The following is a 20426-nucleotide window of genomic DNA, read 5'->3' as shown; positions in this document are numbered from 1 at the left end:
GCGAGATCGCCTGTTGACCCATCGGCAGGCCGTGCGAGGGGCGAAAGGAAGAGCATGAAACAATCGTCCACACCCCGGGTAATGATTTCCGCCACCCGCAAAAGTTCGGGGAAAACCTTGTTGTCTCTGGGTCTCTCCGCCCTGTTGACCCGGAGCGGGCTGGCCGTCCAAACCTTCAAAAAAGGCCCGGATTTTATCGATCCGAAGTGGTTGACGGCAGCAACAGGTCGTCCCTGCGTGAATCTGGACTTTTATATCATGGGCGGCGACCGGATTCATGGGCTCTTTCAGCAGGCTGCCACAGGGGCTGACCTCAACCTGGTGGAGGGCAATCATGGCCTTTTCGACGGGCAGGATCCAGAGGGAGGAGATTGCAGCGCCGCCTTGGCCCGCTGGCTGGAGACCCCCGTCATCCTCGTGGTGGATTGCCGCAATCTGGCACGCAGCGTCGCGCCCCTGGTTTGTGGTCATCTGCATTTTCCAGGTGGCGATGTCATCGCGGGGTTGATCCTGAACAATGTGGCCACTTCCCGGCAGGAAGGACGGCTGCGCACCGTCCTGGAACGTTACTGCCCCTCGCCAATACTGGGCGTTTTGCCGCGTTCCGATGCCATGGTGATCCACGAACGCCACCTGGGATTGACGCCAACCGAGGAGGGATCCGGCCTGGAGCGGACGATCAACCGCATCACCGGGCACATGGCTCGGCATGTCGATCTGGAAGCCGTCCTGAAGGTGGCACAACAGACTTCCCCCCCCAGTTGGCGCGCTCCTTCTCCGTTCCCCCCCCCCTCTTCAGATGCCAACCGCTCCCGGATTCGGGTCGGATTTGCCGCGGATCGAGCCTTCCATTTCTACTATCCCGAAAATCTATCGGCCCTGCGCCAGCAAGGTGTGGAACTCATTCCCTTCAATCTGCTTGAAGACACCGGGTTGCCGCATGTCGATGGCCTCTTCATCGGCGGTGGTTTTCCGGAAATGTTCATGGAAACCCTGGAAGCCAATCAAGGCATGATGTCATCCTTGCGCCTGGCGGCTGCCCGGGGCATGCCCATCTATGCCGAATGCGGGGGACTCATGGTGCTGGCCGAAACGTTGCGCTGGGACAATCAGGGGGTCCACATGGCCGGACTCCTGCCCATCGAGGTGACAATGGAAAAACGGCCTCAGGGGTACGGCTACATGGAGATCGAAGGCACCGGAGAGACCACTTGGCCACCTCCAGGCGAAACAGTCCGCTGCCATGAGTTCCACTACTCACACATCACCCGAATCGGCAAAGGGATTCGCTTCGCCTATCGGGTGCGGCGCGGTACCGGCATCGATGGTCAGCACGATGGTATCCTTCACCGCTCCATTCTGGCCTCCTATGCCCATATCCACGCTGTTGGCGCCCCTTCATGGGCCCGGTTTCTGGCCCAATTCTGGCGGAGTGGTGGTGTGGAGGTCTGAAAAGCTCTTTCCGGCAATTTTTAGCCTTGTTCCAATATTAATAAATCGTTATATCCTCATGTTCAGCATTCGGGCAGGGGTTGAACTCACGTCGTGGCTGCGTCTGTTTCGGGGCGCCACGGACTCAGGAAAGGTCGGCCCCTCGGGTCTCGCAACCGGAAGGAGTTTGGACAGCAATGAAACTCGCGGTTCTCATCTACGAAGGTCCGTATAATCATGAAGCCTCCGACAGCGCCTACAACTTTATCCAGGCGGTCTTGGCCAAGGGGCATGAAATCCAGGGAATCTTTTTTTACCACGACGGGGTCTATAACGTGACCAAGTTGATGGAACCCCCGCAAGATGACCGGCACATTGCCAATCGTTGGTCGGAGCTGGGCGCCAAGGGGATCGATATCGTCGTCTGCATCGCCGCCGCCAAGCGCCGGGGCATCGTGGACGATGTCCTGGTTCCCAACGTGCGTATTTCGGGTCTGGGGCAACTCACCATGATGGCCATCGAGGCAGAACGCCTGGTGGTGTTTGGGGACTGATCGGGAAAGGAACGCAAGATGGCCAGCGACGTCAAAAAAATCATGTTCACCGTGCGCAAACCTCCGCACGGCAGCATCTATGTCTATGAAGGTCTGGAAGTCAAGTTGATCATGGCGGCCTACGATGCCGACATCTCCGTCGTCTTCATGGATGACGGCGTCTACGCCATGAAGGCTGATCAAAACACCGACGATCTGGGTATCAAGGGTTTTGCAAAAACCTACGGCGTGCTTGTGGACTATGAGATTAGCAAGGTCTACGTCCATCAGCAGTCGATGGAGGAGCGCGGACTCACCGAAGAGGATCTGCTCGTGATCGGCGAGGATGAAGAAACAGAAGAGCCCGTTCGGCCCAAAATGATCGATACAGCCGAGATTGCGGCCATGATGGCCGAGCAACACAACATCCTCTGCTTTTGACCGAACCCGAACGAGAAGGGAAACCGAACATGCTGCACACCGTCAACAAATCCCCTTTTCAGAACAGCACGTTGGAGAGCTGCCTGCGTTTTGTCCTCCCTGGTGATGTGATCCTGTTGCTGGAGGATGGCGTCATCGCCGCTGCGGCGGGGACCGCCCAATCCAAACTGGTCGAAGGGGCATTGAGCAAAAAGAACAGCGTCTATGCCATCGGCGCCGATCTCAAGGCCAGGGGTCTCACCAACACCATAAAAGGCGTTCAGGTCATTGATTATGCCGGGTTCGTTGAGCTGGTTGAAAAGCATAGAACTCACGCCTGGTTGTAAGGACCGCCGGAAGGCCGCCATTTCCGTGCCCATCACGGCAGCCAAGTCGTCGGACCATGGCGGGTGATCCAACTGTGATCGCGCATGAGGAGGGGTTGATGTGGTTTTACTACGAACGGTGATGATCGTGTTGGCGGTTCTTGTGACCGGGACTGCCTTGGCCGGGGAGCAGGCCGCCGATGACTTGGTTTTGGCCAATGGCGGCGTCCGTCTGCAAAAGCCCAAGGGGAAGGCCTGCATCCGTCCGACGGAATGGATGCGGCGCAACCATATGGATCTGCTGATACACAAGCAGGCCATGACAGTCCGGGAGGGGGCGCGCATGCGGAGTGAGAGTCTGTTGCAATGCCAGAGCTGCCATCCCAACCGGGAGGCGTTTTGCGACCGGTGCCATGATTATGCAGGTGTGGAGCCCAATTGTTTTGAGTGCCACAACTACCCCGAATGACCGCCAACCCTCAGGGACTTGAAGCCATGACGATGGACAGAAGAACGGTTCTCGGAATGGGCGGCGCAGTCGCCGCTGGCGTCCTGTTGGCGCCAGGTGTCCAATTGATTGCCGCCCCTCCTTCGAATGAAACATCTGCCGCCGGTTCCCAACGCTGGGCCATGCTGGTGGATGTCAACAAATGCACCCCTGGCTGCACGGCCTGTCTCGATGCCTGCCGCAAGGAGAACAACGTTCCCCTCTTTGGTGACCCCGCCCGGGATGTACATTGGATCCGCAAAGTCGAAGTGCAGGATAAGGAGCACCGGCGCGCCCCTTTTACGCTCCCCGTGTTGTGCAACCATTGCGAGAACCCGCCCTGCGTGCATGTCTGCCCGACACTGGCCTCGTTCATTCGCAAAGATGGCATTGTCCTGATCGACGAACACCGTTGCATCGGCTGTCGCTACTGCATGATCGCCTGCCCCTACAAGGCGCGATCTCTGGTCTATTTTTCGACCAGGTTTCCCAAGGACGGCAATCCGCGTGTACCCATCCGGGCCAAAGGGGTCGTGGAGAAATGTACCTTCTGCGTGCATCGCGTAGACGACGGTCAGCTTCCTGCCTGCGTTGAAACCTGCCAAGGTTCGGGTCAGGGCGCCATGATCTTTGGCGATATCAACGACCCGCAGTCCGAGATTGCCCAACGGGTAAAAACCCTGAGGACCGAAACCATCCGGGCCGACCTGGGTTTGAAACCCCATGTTCACTATCAGGGATTGTAGGGACGCGCCATGATCAGCAACTATACCGCCATTGAAGGGCAATCCTTCCGCTACTGGATCCTCCTGGGCGTCCTGGGTGGGTTTTTTCTCCTGGGCCTCGGCGCCTTCATCTACATGGAGGTTTATGGTCACGGCGTCAGCAACATGACCAATCAGGTGGTGTGGGGAACACCCCATGTGTTTGCCATCTCCCTCCTGGTCATGGCCTCGGGTGCGCTGAATCTTGCCTCCATGGCCACGGTCTTCGCAGCCAAGCAGTACAAGCAGTTCCGCCGCTTTTCCGCTTTCCTTGCCATCGTGTTGCTGGTAGGAGGACTCTCGGTCCTGCTGCTCGATCTGGGTCGGCCCGACCGGCTTCTCCTGACCATGATCCACATGAATTTCCGTTCCATGTTCACCTGGAACGTTTTCCTCTACTCGGGTTTCACGGTTCTCTGTTTTCTCTACCTCTGGTCCATGTTCGAGCATGAGAAATATGTCAAGATCGCAGGCAGCGCCGCTTTCGCTGGCCGTCTGATCCTGACCACCGGCACCGGCTCCATCTTCGGCGTCATTCATGCCCGGGAGGTGTTTTATTCAGCCATCACCGCCCCCTCCTTCATCGCCGTCTCGCTCACCTCCGGTACTTCCATTTGCCTCATGCTGCTTGTGGCCACCTTCCACTACACGAGCCGTCCCATGGACATGCGCCTCGTCCATGGCATGCGTAACATGCTGACCTTTTTCACCCTGCTGGTGTTTTACCTGTTCGTGATAGAAAAATTTACCAAGTACTACGCACCAGCCTACTACGATGTGGAAAGCTGGATCCTGGCTGGTCCCTACAGTACGCTCTACTGGGGCGGCGTGATCGCCCTCGGCCTGTTGGCCCCTCTCGTCATCCTGTTCAATCCGCGCTCGGGCAATACGCTCGGTGGCATCATGGCTGCGGCAGCTCTTTCGATCCTGGGTGAGTTCGCCTTCGTCGCCCACACCCTCATCGCTGGTCAGGCCTATCCGTTGCAGCTCTTCCCGGGCCATGACATTTCCAGCATTTTTCTGGACGGTCAGTCGGCTGTATACTCCCCCAGTCTGGTGGAAATTCTTCTTGGGCTCGGTGGCGTCGCTCTGGCTGGAATTCTCTATCTTCTGGGAATCCGCTTTTTCCGCCTTCTGCCCAAAAAGGCCGAAGCGCCCGATGAGTGGCACCCCTGGTCCCCCTGATCCATATCTGTCTCAGCAGAGCATCTTGACCTGAACTCTTGCATCGCCCCCTCTCCCCTGCCGGGAGAGGGTTTTGTTTTTCTGGCAGGGGTGGGAAACTGGCGCAATTTATGCGATGATTACAAACCCGTGATAATGCGGGTACCCTCTCGGCTGGAATAGAGGATCGCGCAAGGAATGCAAAAATGCCTTTTGGAACCAGCATCATGCAGTGGGATTTCAAACAGCTTCGCGCCCGGTCCCTTGGCAGTGCAGCCAGGCTTTTAAACCTGTTTTTCATCGTGGCTATTTCCTATGCGCTGTCAGGTGTCGTGTTGAGCTGGATGCGTGGCCAGGGGGACGATGTGCAACTGGCGACCGGAAAGGTGCATGATAAAGCGGGAAACAAAGGTGCAGCCTCCGGCGATGTCGGACGCCAGGATCTTCTGGCCAATCTTGCTCTTTTTGGCAAAGGTGGGGGAGTTTCCGGCCAAGCCTCCTCACCGGCTACAAGAGACGGCAGTCAGGGTCTGCCCGATACCAATCTCGGCATTCAACTGATCGGCATCTATTTTTCGGGCGGTACGGACAATAAAGGCCGGGCATTGATCAAAACTGGACCCGAGGAGGAGCGTTCGTACCGGGTCGGCGAAAAAATAACCGGTGGGCCGGTGGTCAAGGAAATTTTGACAGATCATGTCATCCTTGGTCGGGATGGAAACCGTGAGGAGATGCTGCGTCTGCCCAAATCCACCTTGACGCCGGATCAAGTCAGCCGCACCCTCAAACAGCCACCGGAAGTTGCGAACAAGGGTCCATCTGGAGACCTCTTGCGCAAGCTGCGTGATCAGCTGCGTCTCAGTCCTGAAGCCGTGCTGGAGATGGTGCGCATCGATCCGTTTTACAACGGTGGCACTTTTGAAGGATTCAAGCTGATGCCCGGAAGAGATCCCGGATTCTTGAAACAATTCGGCTTGGAACCCGGTGATATCATCGTCGAGGTGAACGATGTGCGCATGACGGACCCCTTGAAGGGCATGGAGGCCATGGCGCTCCTGGCATCGGCACGTACCATATCCCTGCGGATCAAACGGGGAGCGCATGTCATCCCTTACGAATTTTCCCTTGATTGATCATGAGTTTCACATCCGAACTTTCCCTTGACTGATCATGAGTTTCACATCTCGATGCGGACTGGATATGCTTGATATTTTTTCGGATTCATGGCGGCGATGGGGGTTGATCCTGTTCTTGTCGGGTGTACTGGCCCTGTATCCCGAACCAACCCTGGCGGCAAAATTCACCTTGAACCTCCAGGGAGCCGAGCTGCGCACACTCATCGAGACCGTCTCGGAAGCAACTGGACGCAACTTTATCCTGGATCCCAGTGTCAAGGGGAAGGTGACGGTCGTCTCCTCCCAGCCCATGGAACCTGATGATCTCTACCAGGTCTTTCTGTCGATCCTCGAAGTACATGGCTTTATCGCTGTTCCTTCCGCTGGCGCTGTCAAGATCATCCCCGACAACAAGATCAATTTCAGCAGCATGCCCAACGATGACCAGAAGCCAAATCCCGCCGCCCCAGGCGGTGAGACCATGGTGCGCGTTTTTCGCCTGAAGTATGTCGACGCCGCCAAACTGCTCCCTGTACTGCGGCCTCTGGTCTCTCCCAAGGGCTTCGTCTCTTCCGTGGACGGCAGCAATCTGCTCATCGTTTCCGACTATGCCAACACCATTGGCCGCCTGGACCACATTTTGCGCCGGATCGATCACCCTTCAACGGGGGATGTGGAGGTCATTCCTCTGGAACATGCCTCGGCTGTTGACATGCTCCGTGTGCTGCAAAGCATGGAAGGCCCAGCCAAAGGCGGCGCCGCCGGCGCATCCGCAATCCAGCCGAGTTTTGCGGTCGATGAAAGAACCAACAGCATCCTTTTGGGCGGTGACAAAGAGACCCGGGTCCGCTTGCGCACATTGATCGCCCACCTGGACACCCCCGTCGATATCATCGGCAATACCCAGGTGGTCTATCTGCGCTATGCCAAGGCTGAAACAATGGTCAAGGTATTGGCCAGCATCGGCGAGGATTTTGCCAAGAAAGCCAAGGGTGATGCCACCGGTTCCGCCCATAGCACCGTGAATGTACAACCCTTTGAAGGCGCCAATGCCCTCGTCATCACAGCACCTCCCGACCTTCTGCGTACCATGCGTACTGTCATCGAAAAATTGGACATGCGCCGCGCTCAGGTCCAGGTCGAGGCCATCATCGCCGAAATCACGACAGACAAATCCGCCGAGTTGGGTGTCCAGTGGGACCAGATTCCGACCAACCAGAAGGGGGCGACGTGGACCACCAACTTCGATAAAAACAATCAGGGCATCGTCAATCTGAGCGGCTCGACCGGTGGAGTGCCGAATCTGGCGAAAATCGGTGGTGGCCTGAGTTTGGGATATCTCAGCGGCACCTCGACCATTTTTGGTTCGCAATTTGTCAATCTGAACGCCCTGCTGCGCGTCCTGCGCAGTGACACTTCCACCAACATTCTGCAAACCCCCACCATCGTGACCATGGACAACGAGGCCGCCGAGATCATCGTGGCCGAGAATGTGCCGTTCGTCACCGGCAGTTATACGACCTCCAATAATACTGTCTCCAGTCCATTCCAGACCATCAAGCGGGAAAATGTGGGCCTGATCCTGAAGGTGACCCCCCAAATCAACGAGGGAAACTCCATTCGCCTGGATATCCAGCAGGAGCTCTCCGATGTCAAGGACACGCCGACACTAGGGGCGGAAGGCGTGGTTACCAACACCCGTTCCATCAAGACAGCCGTCATGGTCGAAGATGGGCAGGTGTTGATTCTGGGAGGTTTGATCCGCAACAAGCAGCAAAAAAGCAACGACCGGGTGCCCATCCTGGGAGATATTCCCATCCTGGGCCAACTCTTCCGCTATGAGACCAATGCCAACGGCAAAACCAATCTGATGGTTTTTCTGAAGCCCTCCATCCTGCGCAATGCCCACGATGGCAACATGGTGACCCGGGACAAGTATCGGGCCATTCGTGAGCGACAGGCGGCCATGCCATCCGGTACCGGATTCATGAGCCTGGAAGAGGGCCCACCCATCCTGCCAGATATGCAGCAATACATGGGACAGTCCGGTATGTCGCCTGGCGATTGGTATGGCGGTGCAGCAAGTCAGCGGAACCAACAGCCGTCTCTTGCCTTGCAACCCCCGCCGAGCCTGGGCAACGAAGCCATACCGGCCCCTGCCCAAAGGACGGGCGGATCGTCCTATACCACCCCACCCACCCCCAGACACACCACCATCGCCACAACACCCCCGGATCCTGACCGACCCCCAGCTCAGGTCGAACAGCCTTCCGAATCTCGCCAGGATATCCGGGATTATGCGGACTGACTTGTTTGGATGCCGCACCCATGGCTGAATTGGCTGCCTCCGACCCTTTGCCCCGGGAGACCGAAACGGTCTTGCCGTTTGCATTCTGCAAACGATCCGGGGTGCTTTTGGTCGAAAAAACTGCGCAATCGGTCCATCTTCTCTGCCGCCCTGATGTCCATTCCGGGACACTGGCCGAGTTGCGCCGCTTTTTCCGCCTTCCGCTGCACCTGGAAACAACAACGCGGGACAATTTTGATCAACGTCTGCGTCTGGAGTATGAAGAAGGATCGACCCGCACCATCCAGGACATGGAAGAGATGGACAGTGCCCTGGATCTTGGTGAGGTCGCACAACAATTGGCGGAACCCAAAGATTTGGCCGAGAGCGCCGATGATGCGCCCATCATTCGACTGATCAACGCCCTGCTGACCGAGGCGGTCAAACGAAATGCCTCGGATATCCACCTTGAACCCTACGAGGACATCCTGGTGGTGCGGTTTCGGGTCGATGGCGTCTTGCGCAAGGTGCTGGAGCCCAAACGCTCCGTCGCCCCCCTGCTGGCCTCGCGCGTCAAGGTGATGGCTCGCCTTGATATCGCCGAAAAGCGGCTTCCCCAAGATGGGCGGATCTCTCTGCGCATTGCGGGCCGGGCCGTGGATGTTCGCGTCTCGACCATTCCCACCGGTCATGGCGAACGGGTGGTACTGCGCCTGCTGGATAAAAAGGCCGGCATTTTAAGTCTGGAAGAGTTGGGCATGATTCCATCGGCTGTGGCCACCATCGACCATACCCTGAGCAAGCCCAACGGCATCATCCTGGTCACCGGACCCACCGGATCCGGCAAGACCACCTCGCTCTATGCCATGTTGCAGCGGCTGAACGATCATACCCGCAACATCATGACCGTCGAGGATCCCATCGAGTACAATCTGGAAGGGATCAGTCAGACCCACGTCAACACCAAGGTGGATCTGACCTTTGCCCGGGGTTTGCGCGCCATCCTGCGGCAAGATCCGGACGTGGTGATGGTGGGTGAGATCCGCGACCTGGAAACGGCCCGCATCGCCGTCCAGGCCAGCTTGACGGGGCATCTGGTCCTTTCGACCCTGCACACCAACAGTGCCATCGGCGCCGTAACCCGCCTGCGGGACATGGGGGTGGAGTCCTTCCTGCTCTCCTCCAGTTTGTTGGCGGTCATGGCGCAGCGTCTTGTGCGCCTGCTCTGTCCCGGTTGCAAACAATCCCATCCGCCCAACGCTGCGGAGTGTGCCATCATGGGCGTCACACCCCAGGACAAGGTCACCCTGTACCGACCTGTCGGGTGTCCAAACTGCTCGGGTACCGGTTATCAGGGCCGGTCCGGAATCTACGAACTGCTCGTGATGGACGATGCCATGCGTGGCCGGGTCCACGAATTGGCCGGAGAACTTGAACTGGCTGAACTGTCCCGCAACGTCTCGGGCAGTTTGCGTTCCGATGGTCTGCGCCTGGTGCGGGAGGGTGTGACATCCCTCGATGAAGTGGTGCGGGTGACCCGGGAGGATTGACCTTTGGGAGCTTTCGAGTACACCGCTCTGGACGCCAAAGGCCGCAACCGACGCGGAATCCTGGAAGGGGACTCGGCCAGTCAGGTTCGGCAGCGCCTGCGGGAACAATCCCTGGTGCCGATGACCGTTGCAGAGGTTCGGCAATCCGTGCGCAAGGGAAAAGGGCGCGGAGGTGTGCGCCGTGCCGACCTGGTGTTGGCGACCCGGCAACTGGCGACACTGACCGGCTCGGGCCTGCCAGTGGAGGAGGCGTTGGCCACCGTCTCCCGGCAAACCGACAACCGCCGACTCAGCAATGTCATGCTGGCCATCCGTGGCAAGGTTTTGGAGGGGCACTCCCTGGCTGCCGGGCTTGGGGAATTTCCGCAGCTCTTTTCCGAAATGTTCCGGGAGACTGTGGGCGCCGGCGAACAAACCGGGCACCTGGAGCAGGTTTTGGAACGTCTGGCCGTCTTTCAGGAGAACAGCCACAAGCTCCGGCAAAAGGTGATGTTGGCCATGATTTATCCAGCCATCGTCCTGGTTTTTGCCCTGCTTGTCACCTCGGCTCTCCTCACCTATGTGGTGCCCCAGGTGATCCAGGTGTTTGCGGATTTCAATCAAGACCTCCCTTTTCTGACCCGGTTCATGATCCGTTTGAGTGATTTTTTACGAAACCATGGTGTCGTGGCCGTGGGTTTGCTCATCGCGATGATCTTTTTGTCACGCATTCTGTTGGCGCGGGAACCCGTCAAGCGGCTTTGGCACCGGATTTTATTGCGGCTCCCCTTGACCTCACGCCTGGTGCGCGGCATCAACACCGCTCAATTTACGCGCACCTTTGGCATTCTGACCGGCAGTGGCGTCCCCGTCCTGGAGGGTTTGCGCATCTCCAGCCGAGTGATCGACAACCGGCCCATGCGTGAGGCACTACAGGATACAGCCCGGCAAGTCAGGGAAGGCGGCTCTCTGCATAAGGCCCTCGGGGAGAGCCGGGTTTTTTCCCCCCTGGTGATACACCTGATCGCCAGCGGCGAGACCAGCGGCAACCTGGCCAACATGCTCAATCGAGCTGCCGATGCCCAGGAACAAGAGGTGGAAACCCTGGTGGCTGTTCTGGCCGGCGTTCTGGAGCCACTTCTGATTCTGTTCATGGGTGGCATTGTCCTGACCATCGTCATCGCCATCCTGCTGCCCATTTTTGACCTGAATCAGCTGGTTCATTGATCGGGGACCGCTCCCCCGACCCCTGATGAGTCAGCCTGTCACGCGAGGCCACACTCATGACGACCGGGCATGGCTCCGAAAAATCGTCCGCAACAAACCCGGAGACCACCGCAAGATCCTACCTGGCCAAAGGCCAACGCCTGCTGCAACAGGGTGACAAATCATCCGCCATGGGGGCGCTGTGGGAGGCGGTGCGTTGGCAACCCCGGCATACGGAAATTCTGCGGCAGGCCGCTCAGCTCTTTTTTGCATGCGGAGAAAAACAAACCACTTTCAAACTGTTGGCAACATCCCTGGAGAGCAATCCCCTTGACCCGGGCGCCCATCTCGCTCTGGTGGAGCTTTACCGCAGCACCCCGCACAATCCCAACGAATACAAACGGCGTTTCCACCTGACATGTCTGGAGCATCTCCGTACCAACCCGGAGCCATCAGGAGCGCCACCCCCCGCCCAGGTTGAAGACACCTACTTTATCGATCCCGCCAAAGCCCGACTCGTCTCGGAACGGGCCACCCACATCATTTTTGACCACACCTGGAAACTGCGGCAAATCTGCTTCCACCCCGGGACACGCCAGCCGGATGATCCGGAAACCTTGATTGCGCTTCCCGTGGCCCAGATCCCGGTCTGGTTCATGGACCATCCGGTGCGGCTTCCCTCGATCGTGGCGTTTGACCCGCATCTTCCGCGCGAGATCATCCAGGCGTTCAAAATATCCTCTCTCCTCGACGGGGTGATGCAAAAAAAGATGGATGAGTTTCTGCGCCTGTACAACCTCATCCGCACCTCACCCCCCGGTTTTGTCCCTGGATCCCCTTTGCGGGTCTATCTGCACGCATCCCGTTTTACGACAGTGATGCAATACGCCTCTCAATTTCTTGCCAAGGCCTTTACCCGACAGGGATGCCAGGTACTCCTCCAGATTGAAGAAAATGACATGCAAAATCTGGGTTTCATGGATGTGGCCCGGGAGATATATCGTTTCAAGCCCCACATCGTTTTTGCCATCAACCATCTGAACAACAAATACATCCATGACGACACCTTCCATGTCTCCTGGTGGCAGGATCCCATGGAGGAGATCCGCAGCGACCAACCCCTCCCCTGGCGCCCCAGGGATCTGGCCCTCGCCATCCTCCCGGCTTATGAAGGCTATTTGCGCAACAGCGGCGCAAAAAATATTTTTCGGCAATTGTTTTGTGTCGATCAGGATATTTTTTATCCCACCACACCTCTGGAAGATCGTCGCAAGGTCGTTTTTATCGGCAGCCACATTCTGGCCACCATCGACAACGGCCACCCCCCCTCCCCTTCTCTTCAATCCGTCCTTGACACCATGCGCGAGCAGTTTTTGCAGACGGGTTCCCTGGACCGGGAGTTTTGTCTGGCGTTGGCCCGGAAAAACAATATGGACTTCATGAAAATTTACGACAATCTGGGCGTCGGCGTCATTCGCGAAATCTGTCTGGAGTGGCTCTGCGCCCTGGCGCCTGCTCTGGAGTGGCAGGTCGAAATCTACGGTCGCCACTGGGAACGCAACCCCCGCATCGCCCCCTTTTTCCACGGCGAGCTGCCCCACGGGGAGGCCGTGGCCCGGGTCTACAATCAGGCGCGTTATGCCCTCTCCGTGACCACCAACACCATCCACACGCAAAGGTTGGCCGAACTGGCCGCCTGCGGCTGTATTCCGGTCGTGTTCGACGAACGCCAGGTGGTGGATCCACCCCACTGGGAAAACGAACTGCTCTACTTCCGAACCCAAGAGGAGATGCGAGCCTGCCTGAAGCAACGCCCATCGGGTGGTCCACAGGTCATTGCCCGGGAATCTTCTTATGACGCCTTGGCGCGTTTTGTTTTGGATTGGGTGCGGAACTTTCTGGTCAGGCTTGGATAGTATTCGGTTCCCCGACACCAGGGTCCATAATGATCAAAAACTGGACGCGGTGAAGTTTCGTGAAACCCTGGATGCCTTGCACGTAGAAGATCCCTCCGACTACACCTACTCCCTGGGATTTGCGACGCTCTTTGCCATGGAAGGAGCTTGGCCCGTTGCCAACATCCAGGCAAAACGGGCCTACTACATAGCAGAGCGCCTGGACAGCGAGCTGATTACCGGGCGAGAAGCAGCCTATATGCGGGCCATTACCGTGCGCCGCAGTGCCGACCATGTTACGGATTTATTACGTGTCCGGCATCATTTAAATACGGCCAGGGCATGTCTGCTGTTGGATCTCAACCGTACCTCGGCTCCGCCAACCACCACAACAGCACTCCGTTTTGATGCGGAAGATTTGGCTTTGAATGTGTCTGCCCACATGTTTCATATTTTTTGGGGAGAGGCGATCCCCCCAGAATTGAACGTCCCCCCCCTGGAAGAGACCGAAAACCTCTTAAAAAGGTTAACCAACTCCCTTACCAGTGGCTATCCCACAGAAAACAAGCTGATTCTACAACATGTCGAACGTAAATTGATCACCAACCTGTTGATGGCAGTACTGCTTCGCCAAAAAGAGGCGCCGGCTCCGATTAACCCAGTTGAGTATCAACCCTGGGTCAGGAGATTACAGGAAAATATTGATCGTAAAATCATGGAAACCTTTTTCGTCAGGGAAACATTCCTGGTTCACGCCATCCTGCTGGCGGCTCGTTGCTGGACAACAGAGAACAAGTCTGAACGCAAAACCTCAAGCCAAGAGCTGGCCCGGATGTTGGCTGAATCATCCATAGCGGATAAATTCCGCTCCATGATGCCCTTTGATCGTCAGCGCTTCAACTATCTGCGCGATTTTGTGCTCAATCTTCCTCCGCCCGGACAATAGACCCCTTAAGGATATCCCTTGCCCAAACGAGGGTCTACCACCTGCCTCTCTCCAAATCCGCCAGGCCGATACGAAGCAGCGCGGACAACACGAGACGCGCCCTTGCTGGCGAGCCACAAGACGCGCCTTGCTGGCGGGCCACCTGGTCATGCGGCGGCGAACGAAACCGAGAATGCCCGCCCTTGGGTCTCTCCATTTTCGAGGCGTTCCGTAAGAACCCGCAGAGCCAGGGCTTCGACCCGGGAGATGGCCTCCTCCTCGGTCCGACCATAAGCCACCACCCCGGGCAGCTCCACCACCTCGGCCAGCCAGCGACCGTCCGCTTCCTGATCGTACTCTATGGCGTAGTTCACTGCCATGGACTCCTGTTTCGTGGTGTCCCAGGATTTTGAATCAGCTTACCTATTTCATAAATTTTCAAGCGATTGCCCTGCAAAACCTCCCCGGGAGGAAGGTCAACCCTCCCTCCCGAGGATCCATCCAGCTTTCTCAACGATGATCGACTTACCCCCCCGCCATCTCCAGCAACAACCCATTCAGACGCCGCACGAAATCAGCGGGGTTTTCCAGTTGCCCTCCCTCGCTGAGCAGAGCCTGGTCGTGCAAAATCTGGCTCAGGTTGCCAAACCGGGTCTCATCCTGTTCCTTTTGCAGGCGGGCCGTCAGGGGATGGGTCGGGTTGAGTTCGAGAATACGCTTGGAATCGGGTATTTTTTGGCCCGCTTCCTTGAGGATGCGTTCCATGGTGGCGGTCATGTCGTAGGTTTCACCCACCAGACAGGCCGGGGAGTCGGTCAGGCGATGGCTGACGCGGACATCCTTGACGGTCTCTCCCAAAACCTTTTTGACCTTTTCGACCACATCCTTGAAGTTGGCATCGACCTCCTGATGGGATTGTTTCTCTTTCTCATCTTCCAGTTTACCCAGATCCAACTCCCCTTTGGTCACAGCTTGGAGCTGTTTTCCTTCAAACTCGTGCAGATGGTTGACCATCCACTCGTCCACCCGGTCGGCGAGGAGCAGAACCTCGATTCCCTTTTTCCGGAAAATTTCGATATGGGGGCTGTTTTTGCAGGCGTTGTGGCTTTCGCCATTCACGTAAAAAATCTTTTCCTGCTCCGGTTTCATACGGGCGACGTAGTCGGCCAGGGAGACATCCTGTTTGTCGCTGTCGGAGAAGGTGGTGGAGAAGCGCAGCAGTTTGGCAATACGCTCCCGGTTGGCATAATCCTCAACGATGCCCTCCTTGAAGACGGTGCCGAAGGTTTTCCAGAATTCGGCATACTTTTCCGGCTCTTTTTCGACCATCTCTTCCAGCATGCCAAAGACCTTGCCGATGGATCCTTTGCGCATGGCATCCACCAGCGGGCTTTTTTGCAGAATCTCCCGGGAGACGTTGAGGGGCAGATCCGCCGAGTCCATGATCCCCCGGACAAAGCGCAGGTAACGGGGCATCAACTCCTCTGCCCCATCCATGATGAAGACGCGCCGCACATAGAGCTTGACCCCGTGCTTTCGCTCCCGGTCCCAAAGATCGAAGGGGGCCTTTTTGGGAACATAAAGCAGAAGGGTGTATTCATACTTCCCTTCCAGGCGGACGTGCAGATGGGAGAGGGGCTCTTCAAAATCGTGGGAGACGTGTTTGTAAAACTCCGTGTACTCCTCATCCTTGATATCGCTTTTGGCCCGGGTCCAGATCGCCGAGGCCTTGTTGACCGTTTCCCACTCCGGCGGCGGTGGTTCCTGGGGCTCTTTCTTGTCGGCATCGCCCTTGTCGTCCGCCTTCTCGTCGTCCGTGGCACCGGTATCGAGAGGCTTTTTGATCATCAGGATGGGCAGGGAGACATGGTCGGAAAATTTGCGGATGATGGAACGCAAGCGCCAGTCGTCCAGAAATTCGTCCTCCCCCTCGCGCAGATGCAAGGTGACTTCCGTGCCCCGGCTTGGCTTCTCCACGCCCTCCAGGGAGTATTCACCATCCCCGACAGAGCTCCACAGAACACCATCCTGGGCAGGCAGCCCGGCCCGGCGGGTTTTCAGCGTGACCCGATCGGCAACGATGAAAGAGGAGTAGAAACCAACACCAAATTGGCCGATCAACGAGGCATCCTTGGCCTGATCGCCCGTCAAGGATTTGAAAAATTCGCGCGTGCCGGATTTGGCGATGGTGCCAATGTTGGCGATCACCTCATCCCGGCTCATGCCGATGCCGTTGTCCGTGATCGTGACAGTACGGGCCTCTTTGTCGAAGGTCACGCGGATGGAGAGATCGGGCGCATCCTCGTAGAGGCCCTGGTTGGACAACGCCTCGAAGCGCAATTTGTCAACAGCGTCAGAGCTGTTGGAAATCAACTCGCGCAGAAACACCTCCTTGTTGCTGTACAAGGAGTGGATCATCAGATCCAGCAACTGGCGGACCTCGGTTTGGAACTGTCTTGTCTCTTTGTTGACTGCCTCGCTCATGGCTGCAACTGCCTCTTCTGTCACAATAAAAAGGTTTGAATCCGAAACGAAAATAGGGTACCCCATACAGGCGGCCACAGGATAGGCCTGCCGGATGATATGGGCACGCTGCCTGTTTTTCGCAAGTGTTGGAGGAAAAAAAACACCCTGGCAGGAAGAAAACGGAGTTGCCGGGAACGTTTGGAAACTCATGTGTCGCAACAGAAAGGAAGCCACGTCGTGAAATTTATCCGCTCCATCCCCATGTTCGCCTATTTGTTGATCTTTTATAACGTGTTCCTTTTGCAAGGTGCGGGGGATGCGCATCTCAAGATCCTGGCGCAGGCCATTCTGGTCATACCCCTCCAAAAGGCGACGATCACCGCCAACCTGGGCGATGTCCTGGTCATGGTGGGTGTCGGGGCCTTGTACATCGAATTGTTCAAAGCCACCCGATCAACCAACGCCTCCATCTTCGATCACATGTTGTCCATGATGGTCTTTGTGGTTTTTCTGGTGGAACTCCTCATGGTTTCTGCCACAGGCACGGTAACCTTTCTGACCTTGACCTTGATGTCGTTTTTGGATGTAGTCGCCGGTTTTACGGTCACCATCTCTTCGGCGCGGCGGGATTTTACCCAAGATTGACCCAACCGGCACTGGGCTGCCACCGTTCCGTAAACTCTTCCCTGTGCTGTCAAATGATGTTCAAATGCTGGTCAAGACGTGACATCAACCCAATCTGTTCCCAACGGTGATCCACGGATGGACATTCCCGACAGCCCAAAATGCCCGACCTGCCAATCCACGGATGTGGTGGTTTGCAAGATTTATCTTACGGCTCACAAAGGTGACCGGACCCTGCGCCGGTGTTGCGGATGTGGAACGCATTTTTCTGAAACGCATGGAACGCCCATGGAGAATCTCAAATCTCCGATCAGCAAGGTGGCCTCTGCTTTGAAAATTCCTTGGTGGCCTGACAATCATCCAGTACCAACTAGCTGAAAGTGCAGCAATTCCGTCATACTCCAACAGTGATTTGTCAGCCCAGCCGCCATGGCGGAAGTTCGGTGACAATAGCGCCGATTCCCGAGGGAGAGCCGCAGTGTGCGTGGTTGCCAACAGAAATTGAAATGGGTTACCATCAACCAGCTCATCGCCTCATGTTCCTCAGATTGCTTTGAAAACGAATATGTTTTCCTCTGCTTCCTGGCGTTGAAGTGGCGGGCGGAACCGTTGTACCGCTCGACAATTGACGTGTTGATCATCGCGGAACAGGTGGATGCGTTCAGGGCTTTGGCCACAGTTCCCTCGCTACCAGCCACAAGCACGGTACTCACATCCGCTACCCGGCCCTTCTTCCGGGTTTTTTTGACGGTGGCGTAGTTCATGGCCTTCGGCCAGCGCTTCTTCAGCTTTTTCTTCCGGCCTCGTCTGCTGCTTCCGCGTCGTGGCCGATGGAGAATGCCGTAAACCTTCAGCAGGGGTAACTATTCAGCACCCGACCACGAATCGGGGTCCAGGGGGCTGGCTCCCTGGCAGGTCCAGGACAGAGTCCTGGTGGGGTTCGGGGCGAAGCCCTGACAAAGGCTTTCATATCCAGGCTTTTTTTGAAAGGGTGCTGAATAGTTACCAGCAGGGAAGCCTCATAGGCCGCATGTTCGTCTGTGGTGACCAACTTGAGAGGCTTGTTGTTGGTCCGGTCGGCGAAGTCCTTTACCAATCGATCACTGCTTTCCTGATCCCTGCGGGATCCCTGGACCATGGAGACCACCAGCTTGCTGACAGGATCAATGGCGATGTGATCCCACACACTGCCTGCTTCGCCTTCAAATCGCTCCTTTTCAGTGCAATTCTTGTCCTTTTTTTTCACGAAGGACCACATCTCGTTCATTTGGACTTCTGGTACGTCCAGACCGCGAACCAGCCGGTCGTGAATCCCCCGGGCATGGCTGCCAACCCTCCTGAGAATGCGGCCAACGGTATCCCTGGATACCCCTGTCAATCTGGCCGTCTTGCGGACGCCGGTTCCTTCCGCCAAGTGGCGGACCACCGCCACGATCTTCTCCTGGGAGATCCGCAGGTCGAACAGTGGCGTGCCATTCCGTTCGGAAAATTCATGCTGACAGTGCCGACAATGAAGGAACCGGATTCTGCCAGTTCCATACCGGCGACGGATCACAATGTTTCCCAGCCCTTTGACCCCGTAGCGTCCGCAATCCGGGTTCACACAGCCGACGTCCAAAAACGATATCTGGCCCATCCATGGTCTTCTCTCCCCCTCGGTGGATCGGAAAAGCCACTATATCACAAAAAGTTGATCACACTGAAATGGTGTCAGGCCACCAAGTGATTTCCCAATGCAGTACCTCCCCCACGTCTTCTTCTAACCTCACCCCGTTCAATTTTGAGTCTCATCAGGTCAGGGTCATCACCCGCGACGGCGAGCCGTGGTTCGTAGCCAAGGATGTGGCGGACTGCCTTGGTTATCGGTGGGGTGCTATCAGGACTATTGGCCATGTACCGGATGAATGGAAAGGGGTTGAATCCGCTTCAACCCCTCGCGGCAACCAGGAAATGCACATCCTCTCCGAACCCGGCTTGTGGTTTATCCTTGGCCGCTCTGACAAGCCCAAGGCGCTGCCGTTCCAGAAGAAAGTGGCCGGTGAAATCCTCCCCGCCATCCGCAAGACGGGCCAGCACGAACACCTGATTGCCACTCCCCAGCCGGAACAGCCGCCAATTGTTCCCCCAGAACTCCCCATGTACGCCGGGCTACCCAAGGGGGTGCAGTCGATCTTCAATTTTATAAGTGCGGCAGAGGCAGCTTGTTTGAAAGGAGATCGCTCATGAGCCACCTTTCACCCAACGGCCCGCACAGGTTCGGCCAGGACTTTATTGCTGGAGAAGCGGGAGTTGCCGGTATGACTTACCTTGGAATCAGTTTGATCTCCAGACGGCAGCCAACGGCCTCCGCATACTTGCGCAAAGTGGCAATGGATGGAGAGTGCCTGGCTTTTCCATCCCCGGCTTCCAGCCGTAACTTGCGTCAACAAATTTGGGCCATGTTCATGGCTACCTTTTACGCACCATTCCTGAGTGACACCTCAACCTGAAGCTGACGACCCAAAGCCTCCAAAGCCATTTCGATCTGATCAAGGCGAGAAGCATGACGAAGATTCAACAAACGATCCACTTGCGGAAGGTGCCAATGCAGACGGCGAGCAAGTTCAACCTTGCGAACGCCCGTCTCCTGCATGGCCTGGTACACCGCCAGCTTCGCACAGACCAACGCTCCGGGACGCACCACCTGACAGCCTGCGGCTGGGGATGGCATCGGCAGGGGTTGGCGCGTGTCGATATACATCTCCAGCGCAGTCTCCAGGGCGTCCCGAGCGCGCATGAGGGCCTCTCCTTCGTCTTCACCCTGTGTGATCGCCGGGGGAACAACCAATCGCTCCACCCGTACATCAAGTTGCACTATCCAGACGTTCCGTTGCACACAGATATCCGGTCGTTGTGTCTTCCGTGGGGGTTTGCGGATGTGGTTGTCGGCGGGTTTCCGCGCCAAGACATCTCAAACGCAGGATTGGGGAGAGGATTGGATGGACCAAAATCAAGCTTGTGGTGGGAGATGTTCCGAGTCATCCGGGATGTCCGCCCGTTCTGGGTCATCATCGAGAACAGTCCAGTGCTTCGCAGTCGAGGACTGGGACAGATTCTCAGGGCGATCCATGAGATCGGGTACGATGCGGAATGGCATTGTATTCCGGCTTGCGCCGCTGGTGCGCATCACGAGAGGAACAGGATCTTCAATTGTTGCCTACCGGTAGTGCCTTCGTTTGGTTGATTGCGATCAAACTGCCATACCAAACTCAAAC

At 56.9% G+C, this 20426-nt stretch carries 21 protein-coding genes; 16 read left to right on the top strand and 5 right to left on the bottom strand.

The features are described 5' to 3' along the window. The first annotated feature begins 54 nt into the window (after positions 1-54). From HQL63_08685 to HQL63_08625, 13 genes are all read left to right on the top strand, one after another. Positions 55-1452 carry a cobyrinate a,c-diamide synthase gene (locus tag HQL63_08685; GenBank protein MBF0176909.1) on the top strand — a complete coding sequence of 466 codons (1398 nt, stop codon included), beginning with the start codon at positions 55-57 and terminating at the stop codon, positions 1450-1452. A gap of 176 nt (positions 1453-1628) precedes the next feature. Continuing rightward, positions 1629-1985, top strand: a complete 357-nt coding sequence (tusD, locus tag HQL63_08680; GenBank protein ID MBF0176908.1) for a sulfurtransferase complex subunit TusD — start codon at positions 1629-1631, stop codon at positions 1983-1985. A gap of 18 nt (positions 1986-2003) precedes the next feature. Continuing rightward, positions 2004-2405, top strand: coding sequence for a sulfurtransferase complex subunit TusC (gene tusC / locus HQL63_08675; protein ID MBF0176907.1), 402 nt, complete (start codon positions 2004-2006; stop codon positions 2403-2405). Between the two features lie 29 nt (positions 2406-2434). Beyond that, the gene (dsrH, locus tag HQL63_08670) at positions 2435-2731 is read left to right on the top strand and encodes a sulfurtransferase complex subunit TusB (GenBank protein MBF0176906.1); all 297 of its coding nucleotides are present in this window, start codon (positions 2435-2437) and stop codon (positions 2729-2731) included. Between the two features lie 100 nt (positions 2732-2831). After that, positions 2832-3179, top strand: coding sequence for a hypothetical protein (locus HQL63_08665; protein MBF0176905.1), 348 nt, complete (start codon positions 2832-2834; stop codon positions 3177-3179). A gap of 26 nt (positions 3180-3205) precedes the next feature. Continuing rightward, positions 3206-3943, top strand: coding sequence for a 4Fe-4S dicluster domain-containing protein (locus HQL63_08660; protein MBF0176904.1), 738 nt, complete (start codon positions 3206-3208; stop codon positions 3941-3943). 9 nt (positions 3944-3952) lie between these two features. After that, positions 3953-5146 carry a polysulfide reductase NrfD gene (gene nrfD / locus HQL63_08655; GenBank protein ID MBF0176903.1) on the top strand — a complete coding sequence of 398 codons (1194 nt, stop codon included), beginning with the start codon at positions 3953-3955 and terminating at the stop codon, positions 5144-5146. Between the two features lie 185 nt (positions 5147-5331). Further along, on the top strand, positions 5332-6258 hold the full coding sequence (locus HQL63_08650) for a hypothetical protein (protein ID MBF0176902.1): 927 nt from the start codon (positions 5332-5334) through the stop codon (positions 6256-6258). 67 nt (positions 6259-6325) lie between these two features. Then, complete coding sequence (gspD, locus tag HQL63_08645; protein MBF0176901.1) at positions 6326-8548, top strand: type II secretion system secretin GspD; 2223 nt, start codon at positions 6326-6328, stop codon at positions 8546-8548. A gap of 20 nt (positions 8549-8568) precedes the next feature. Then, positions 8569-10077, top strand: a complete 1509-nt coding sequence (gene gspE / locus HQL63_08640; protein MBF0176900.1) for a type II secretion system ATPase GspE — start codon at positions 8569-8571, stop codon at positions 10075-10077. Between the two features lie 3 nt (positions 10078-10080). Next, positions 10081-11283 carry a type II secretion system inner membrane protein GspF gene (gspF, locus tag HQL63_08635; GenBank protein ID MBF0176899.1) on the top strand — a complete coding sequence of 401 codons (1203 nt, stop codon included), beginning with the start codon at positions 10081-10083 and terminating at the stop codon, positions 11281-11283. A 56-nt stretch (positions 11284-11339) separates the two neighbouring features. Continuing rightward, positions 11340-13178 carry a hypothetical protein gene (locus HQL63_08630; protein ID MBF0176898.1) on the top strand — a complete coding sequence of 613 codons (1839 nt, stop codon included), beginning with the start codon at positions 11340-11342 and terminating at the stop codon, positions 13176-13178. 49 nt (positions 13179-13227) lie between these two features. Beyond that, on the top strand, positions 13228-14103 hold the full coding sequence (locus HQL63_08625; GenBank protein MBF0176897.1) for a hypothetical protein: 876 nt from the start codon (positions 13228-13230) through the stop codon (positions 14101-14103). 146 nt (positions 14104-14249) lie between these two features. Here the strand turns inward: HQL63_08625 and HQL63_08620 are convergent, their stop codons facing one another. Beyond that, positions 14250-14456 carry a type II toxin-antitoxin system HicB family antitoxin gene (locus tag HQL63_08620; GenBank protein ID MBF0176896.1) on the bottom strand — a complete coding sequence of 69 codons (207 nt, stop codon included), beginning with the start codon at positions 14454-14456 and terminating at the stop codon, positions 14250-14252. A 151-nt stretch (positions 14457-14607) separates the two neighbouring features. Continuing rightward, a complete protein-coding gene (gene htpG / locus HQL63_08615; protein MBF0176895.1) occupies positions 14608-16566 on the bottom strand; it encodes a molecular chaperone HtpG in 1959 nt (652 codons plus the stop codon). Positions 16567-16785: 219 nt separating this feature from the next. Between htpG and HQL63_08610 the strand changes: the two genes are divergently transcribed. Next, positions 16786-17193 carry a hypothetical protein gene (locus tag HQL63_08610; GenBank protein MBF0176894.1) on the top strand — a complete coding sequence of 136 codons (408 nt, stop codon included), beginning with the start codon at positions 16786-16788 and terminating at the stop codon, positions 17191-17193. Positions 17194-17528: 335 nt separating this feature from the next. Here HQL63_08610 and HQL63_08605 read toward each other — a convergent pair whose 3' ends face one another. After that, on the bottom strand, positions 17529-17936 hold the full coding sequence (locus tag HQL63_08605; protein ID MBF0176893.1) for a hypothetical protein: 408 nt from the start codon (positions 17934-17936) through the stop codon (positions 17529-17531). An 86-nt stretch (positions 17937-18022) separates the two neighbouring features. Next, positions 18023-18808, bottom strand: a complete 786-nt coding sequence (locus HQL63_08600) for an IS1 family transposase (GenBank protein MBF0176892.1) — start codon at positions 18806-18808, stop codon at positions 18023-18025. 86 nt (positions 18809-18894) lie between these two features. On the opposite strand from HQL63_08600, the gene HQL63_08595 reads away from it, so the two are divergent. Further along, on the top strand, positions 18895-19398 hold the full coding sequence (locus HQL63_08595; protein MBF0176891.1) for a hypothetical protein: 504 nt from the start codon (positions 18895-18897) through the stop codon (positions 19396-19398). A gap of 229 nt (positions 19399-19627) precedes the next feature. On the opposite strand, the gene HQL63_08590 is transcribed toward HQL63_08595, so the two are convergent. Continuing rightward, positions 19628-20047 carry a type II toxin-antitoxin system HicB family antitoxin gene (locus tag HQL63_08590; GenBank protein MBF0176890.1) on the bottom strand — a complete coding sequence of 140 codons (420 nt, stop codon included), beginning with the start codon at positions 20045-20047 and terminating at the stop codon, positions 19628-19630. A gap of 15 nt (positions 20048-20062) precedes the next feature. Here HQL63_08590 and HQL63_08585 point away from each other — a divergent pair, with 15 nt between their 5' ends. Further along, a complete protein-coding gene (locus HQL63_08585; protein MBF0176889.1) occupies positions 20063-20395 on the top strand; it encodes a DNA cytosine methyltransferase in 333 nt (110 codons plus the stop codon). Positions 20396-20426: the final 31 nt, after the last annotated feature.

The sequence above is a fragment of the Magnetococcales bacterium genome (assembly GCA_015231175.1).
GTDB lineage: Bacteria > Pseudomonadota > Magnetococcia > Magnetococcales > DC0425bin3 > HA3dbin3.
Note: the sequence above shows the minus strand (reverse complement) of the source record. Positions and strands in the feature narration are given on the sequence as shown.

Coding starts and splice junctions, on each gene's coding strand:
- HQL63_08685 (MBF0176909.1), top strand. CDS start 55: ATGAAACAATCGTCCACACCCCGGGTAATGATTTCCGCCACCCGCAAA.
- tusD (MBF0176908.1), top strand. CDS start 1,629: ATGAAACTCGCGGTTCTCATCTACGAAGGTCCGTATAATCATGAAGCC.
- tusC (MBF0176907.1), top strand. CDS start 2,004: ATGGCCAGCGACGTCAAAAAAATCATGTTCACCGTGCGCAAACCTCCG.
- dsrH (MBF0176906.1), top strand. CDS start 2,435: ATGCTGCACACCGTCAACAAATCCCCTTTTCAGAACAGCACGTTGGAG.
- HQL63_08660 (MBF0176904.1), top strand. CDS start 3,206: ATGACGATGGACAGAAGAACGGTTCTCGGAATGGGCGGCGCAGTCGCC.
- nrfD (MBF0176903.1), top strand. CDS start 3,953: ATGATCAGCAACTATACCGCCATTGAAGGGCAATCCTTCCGCTACTGG.
- HQL63_08650 (MBF0176902.1), top strand. CDS start 5,332: ATGCCTTTTGGAACCAGCATCATGCAGTGGGATTTCAAACAGCTTCGC.
- gspD (MBF0176901.1), top strand. CDS start 6,326: ATGCTTGATATTTTTTCGGATTCATGGCGGCGATGGGGGTTGATCCTG.
- gspE (MBF0176900.1), top strand. CDS start 8,569: ATGGCTGAATTGGCTGCCTCCGACCCTTTGCCCCGGGAGACCGAAACG.
- HQL63_08630 (MBF0176898.1), top strand. CDS start 11,340: ATGACGACCGGGCATGGCTCCGAAAAATCGTCCGCAACAAACCCGGAG.
- htpG (MBF0176895.1), bottom strand. CDS start 16,566: ATGAGCGAGGCAGTCAACAAAGAGACAAGACAGTTCCAAACCGAGGTC.
- HQL63_08605 (MBF0176893.1), bottom strand. CDS start 17,936: ATGAACTACGCCACCGTCAAAAAAACCCGGAAGAAGGGCCGGGTAGCG.
- HQL63_08600 (MBF0176892.1), bottom strand. CDS start 18,808: ATGGGCCAGATATCGTTTTTGGACGTCGGCTGTGTGAACCCGGATTGC.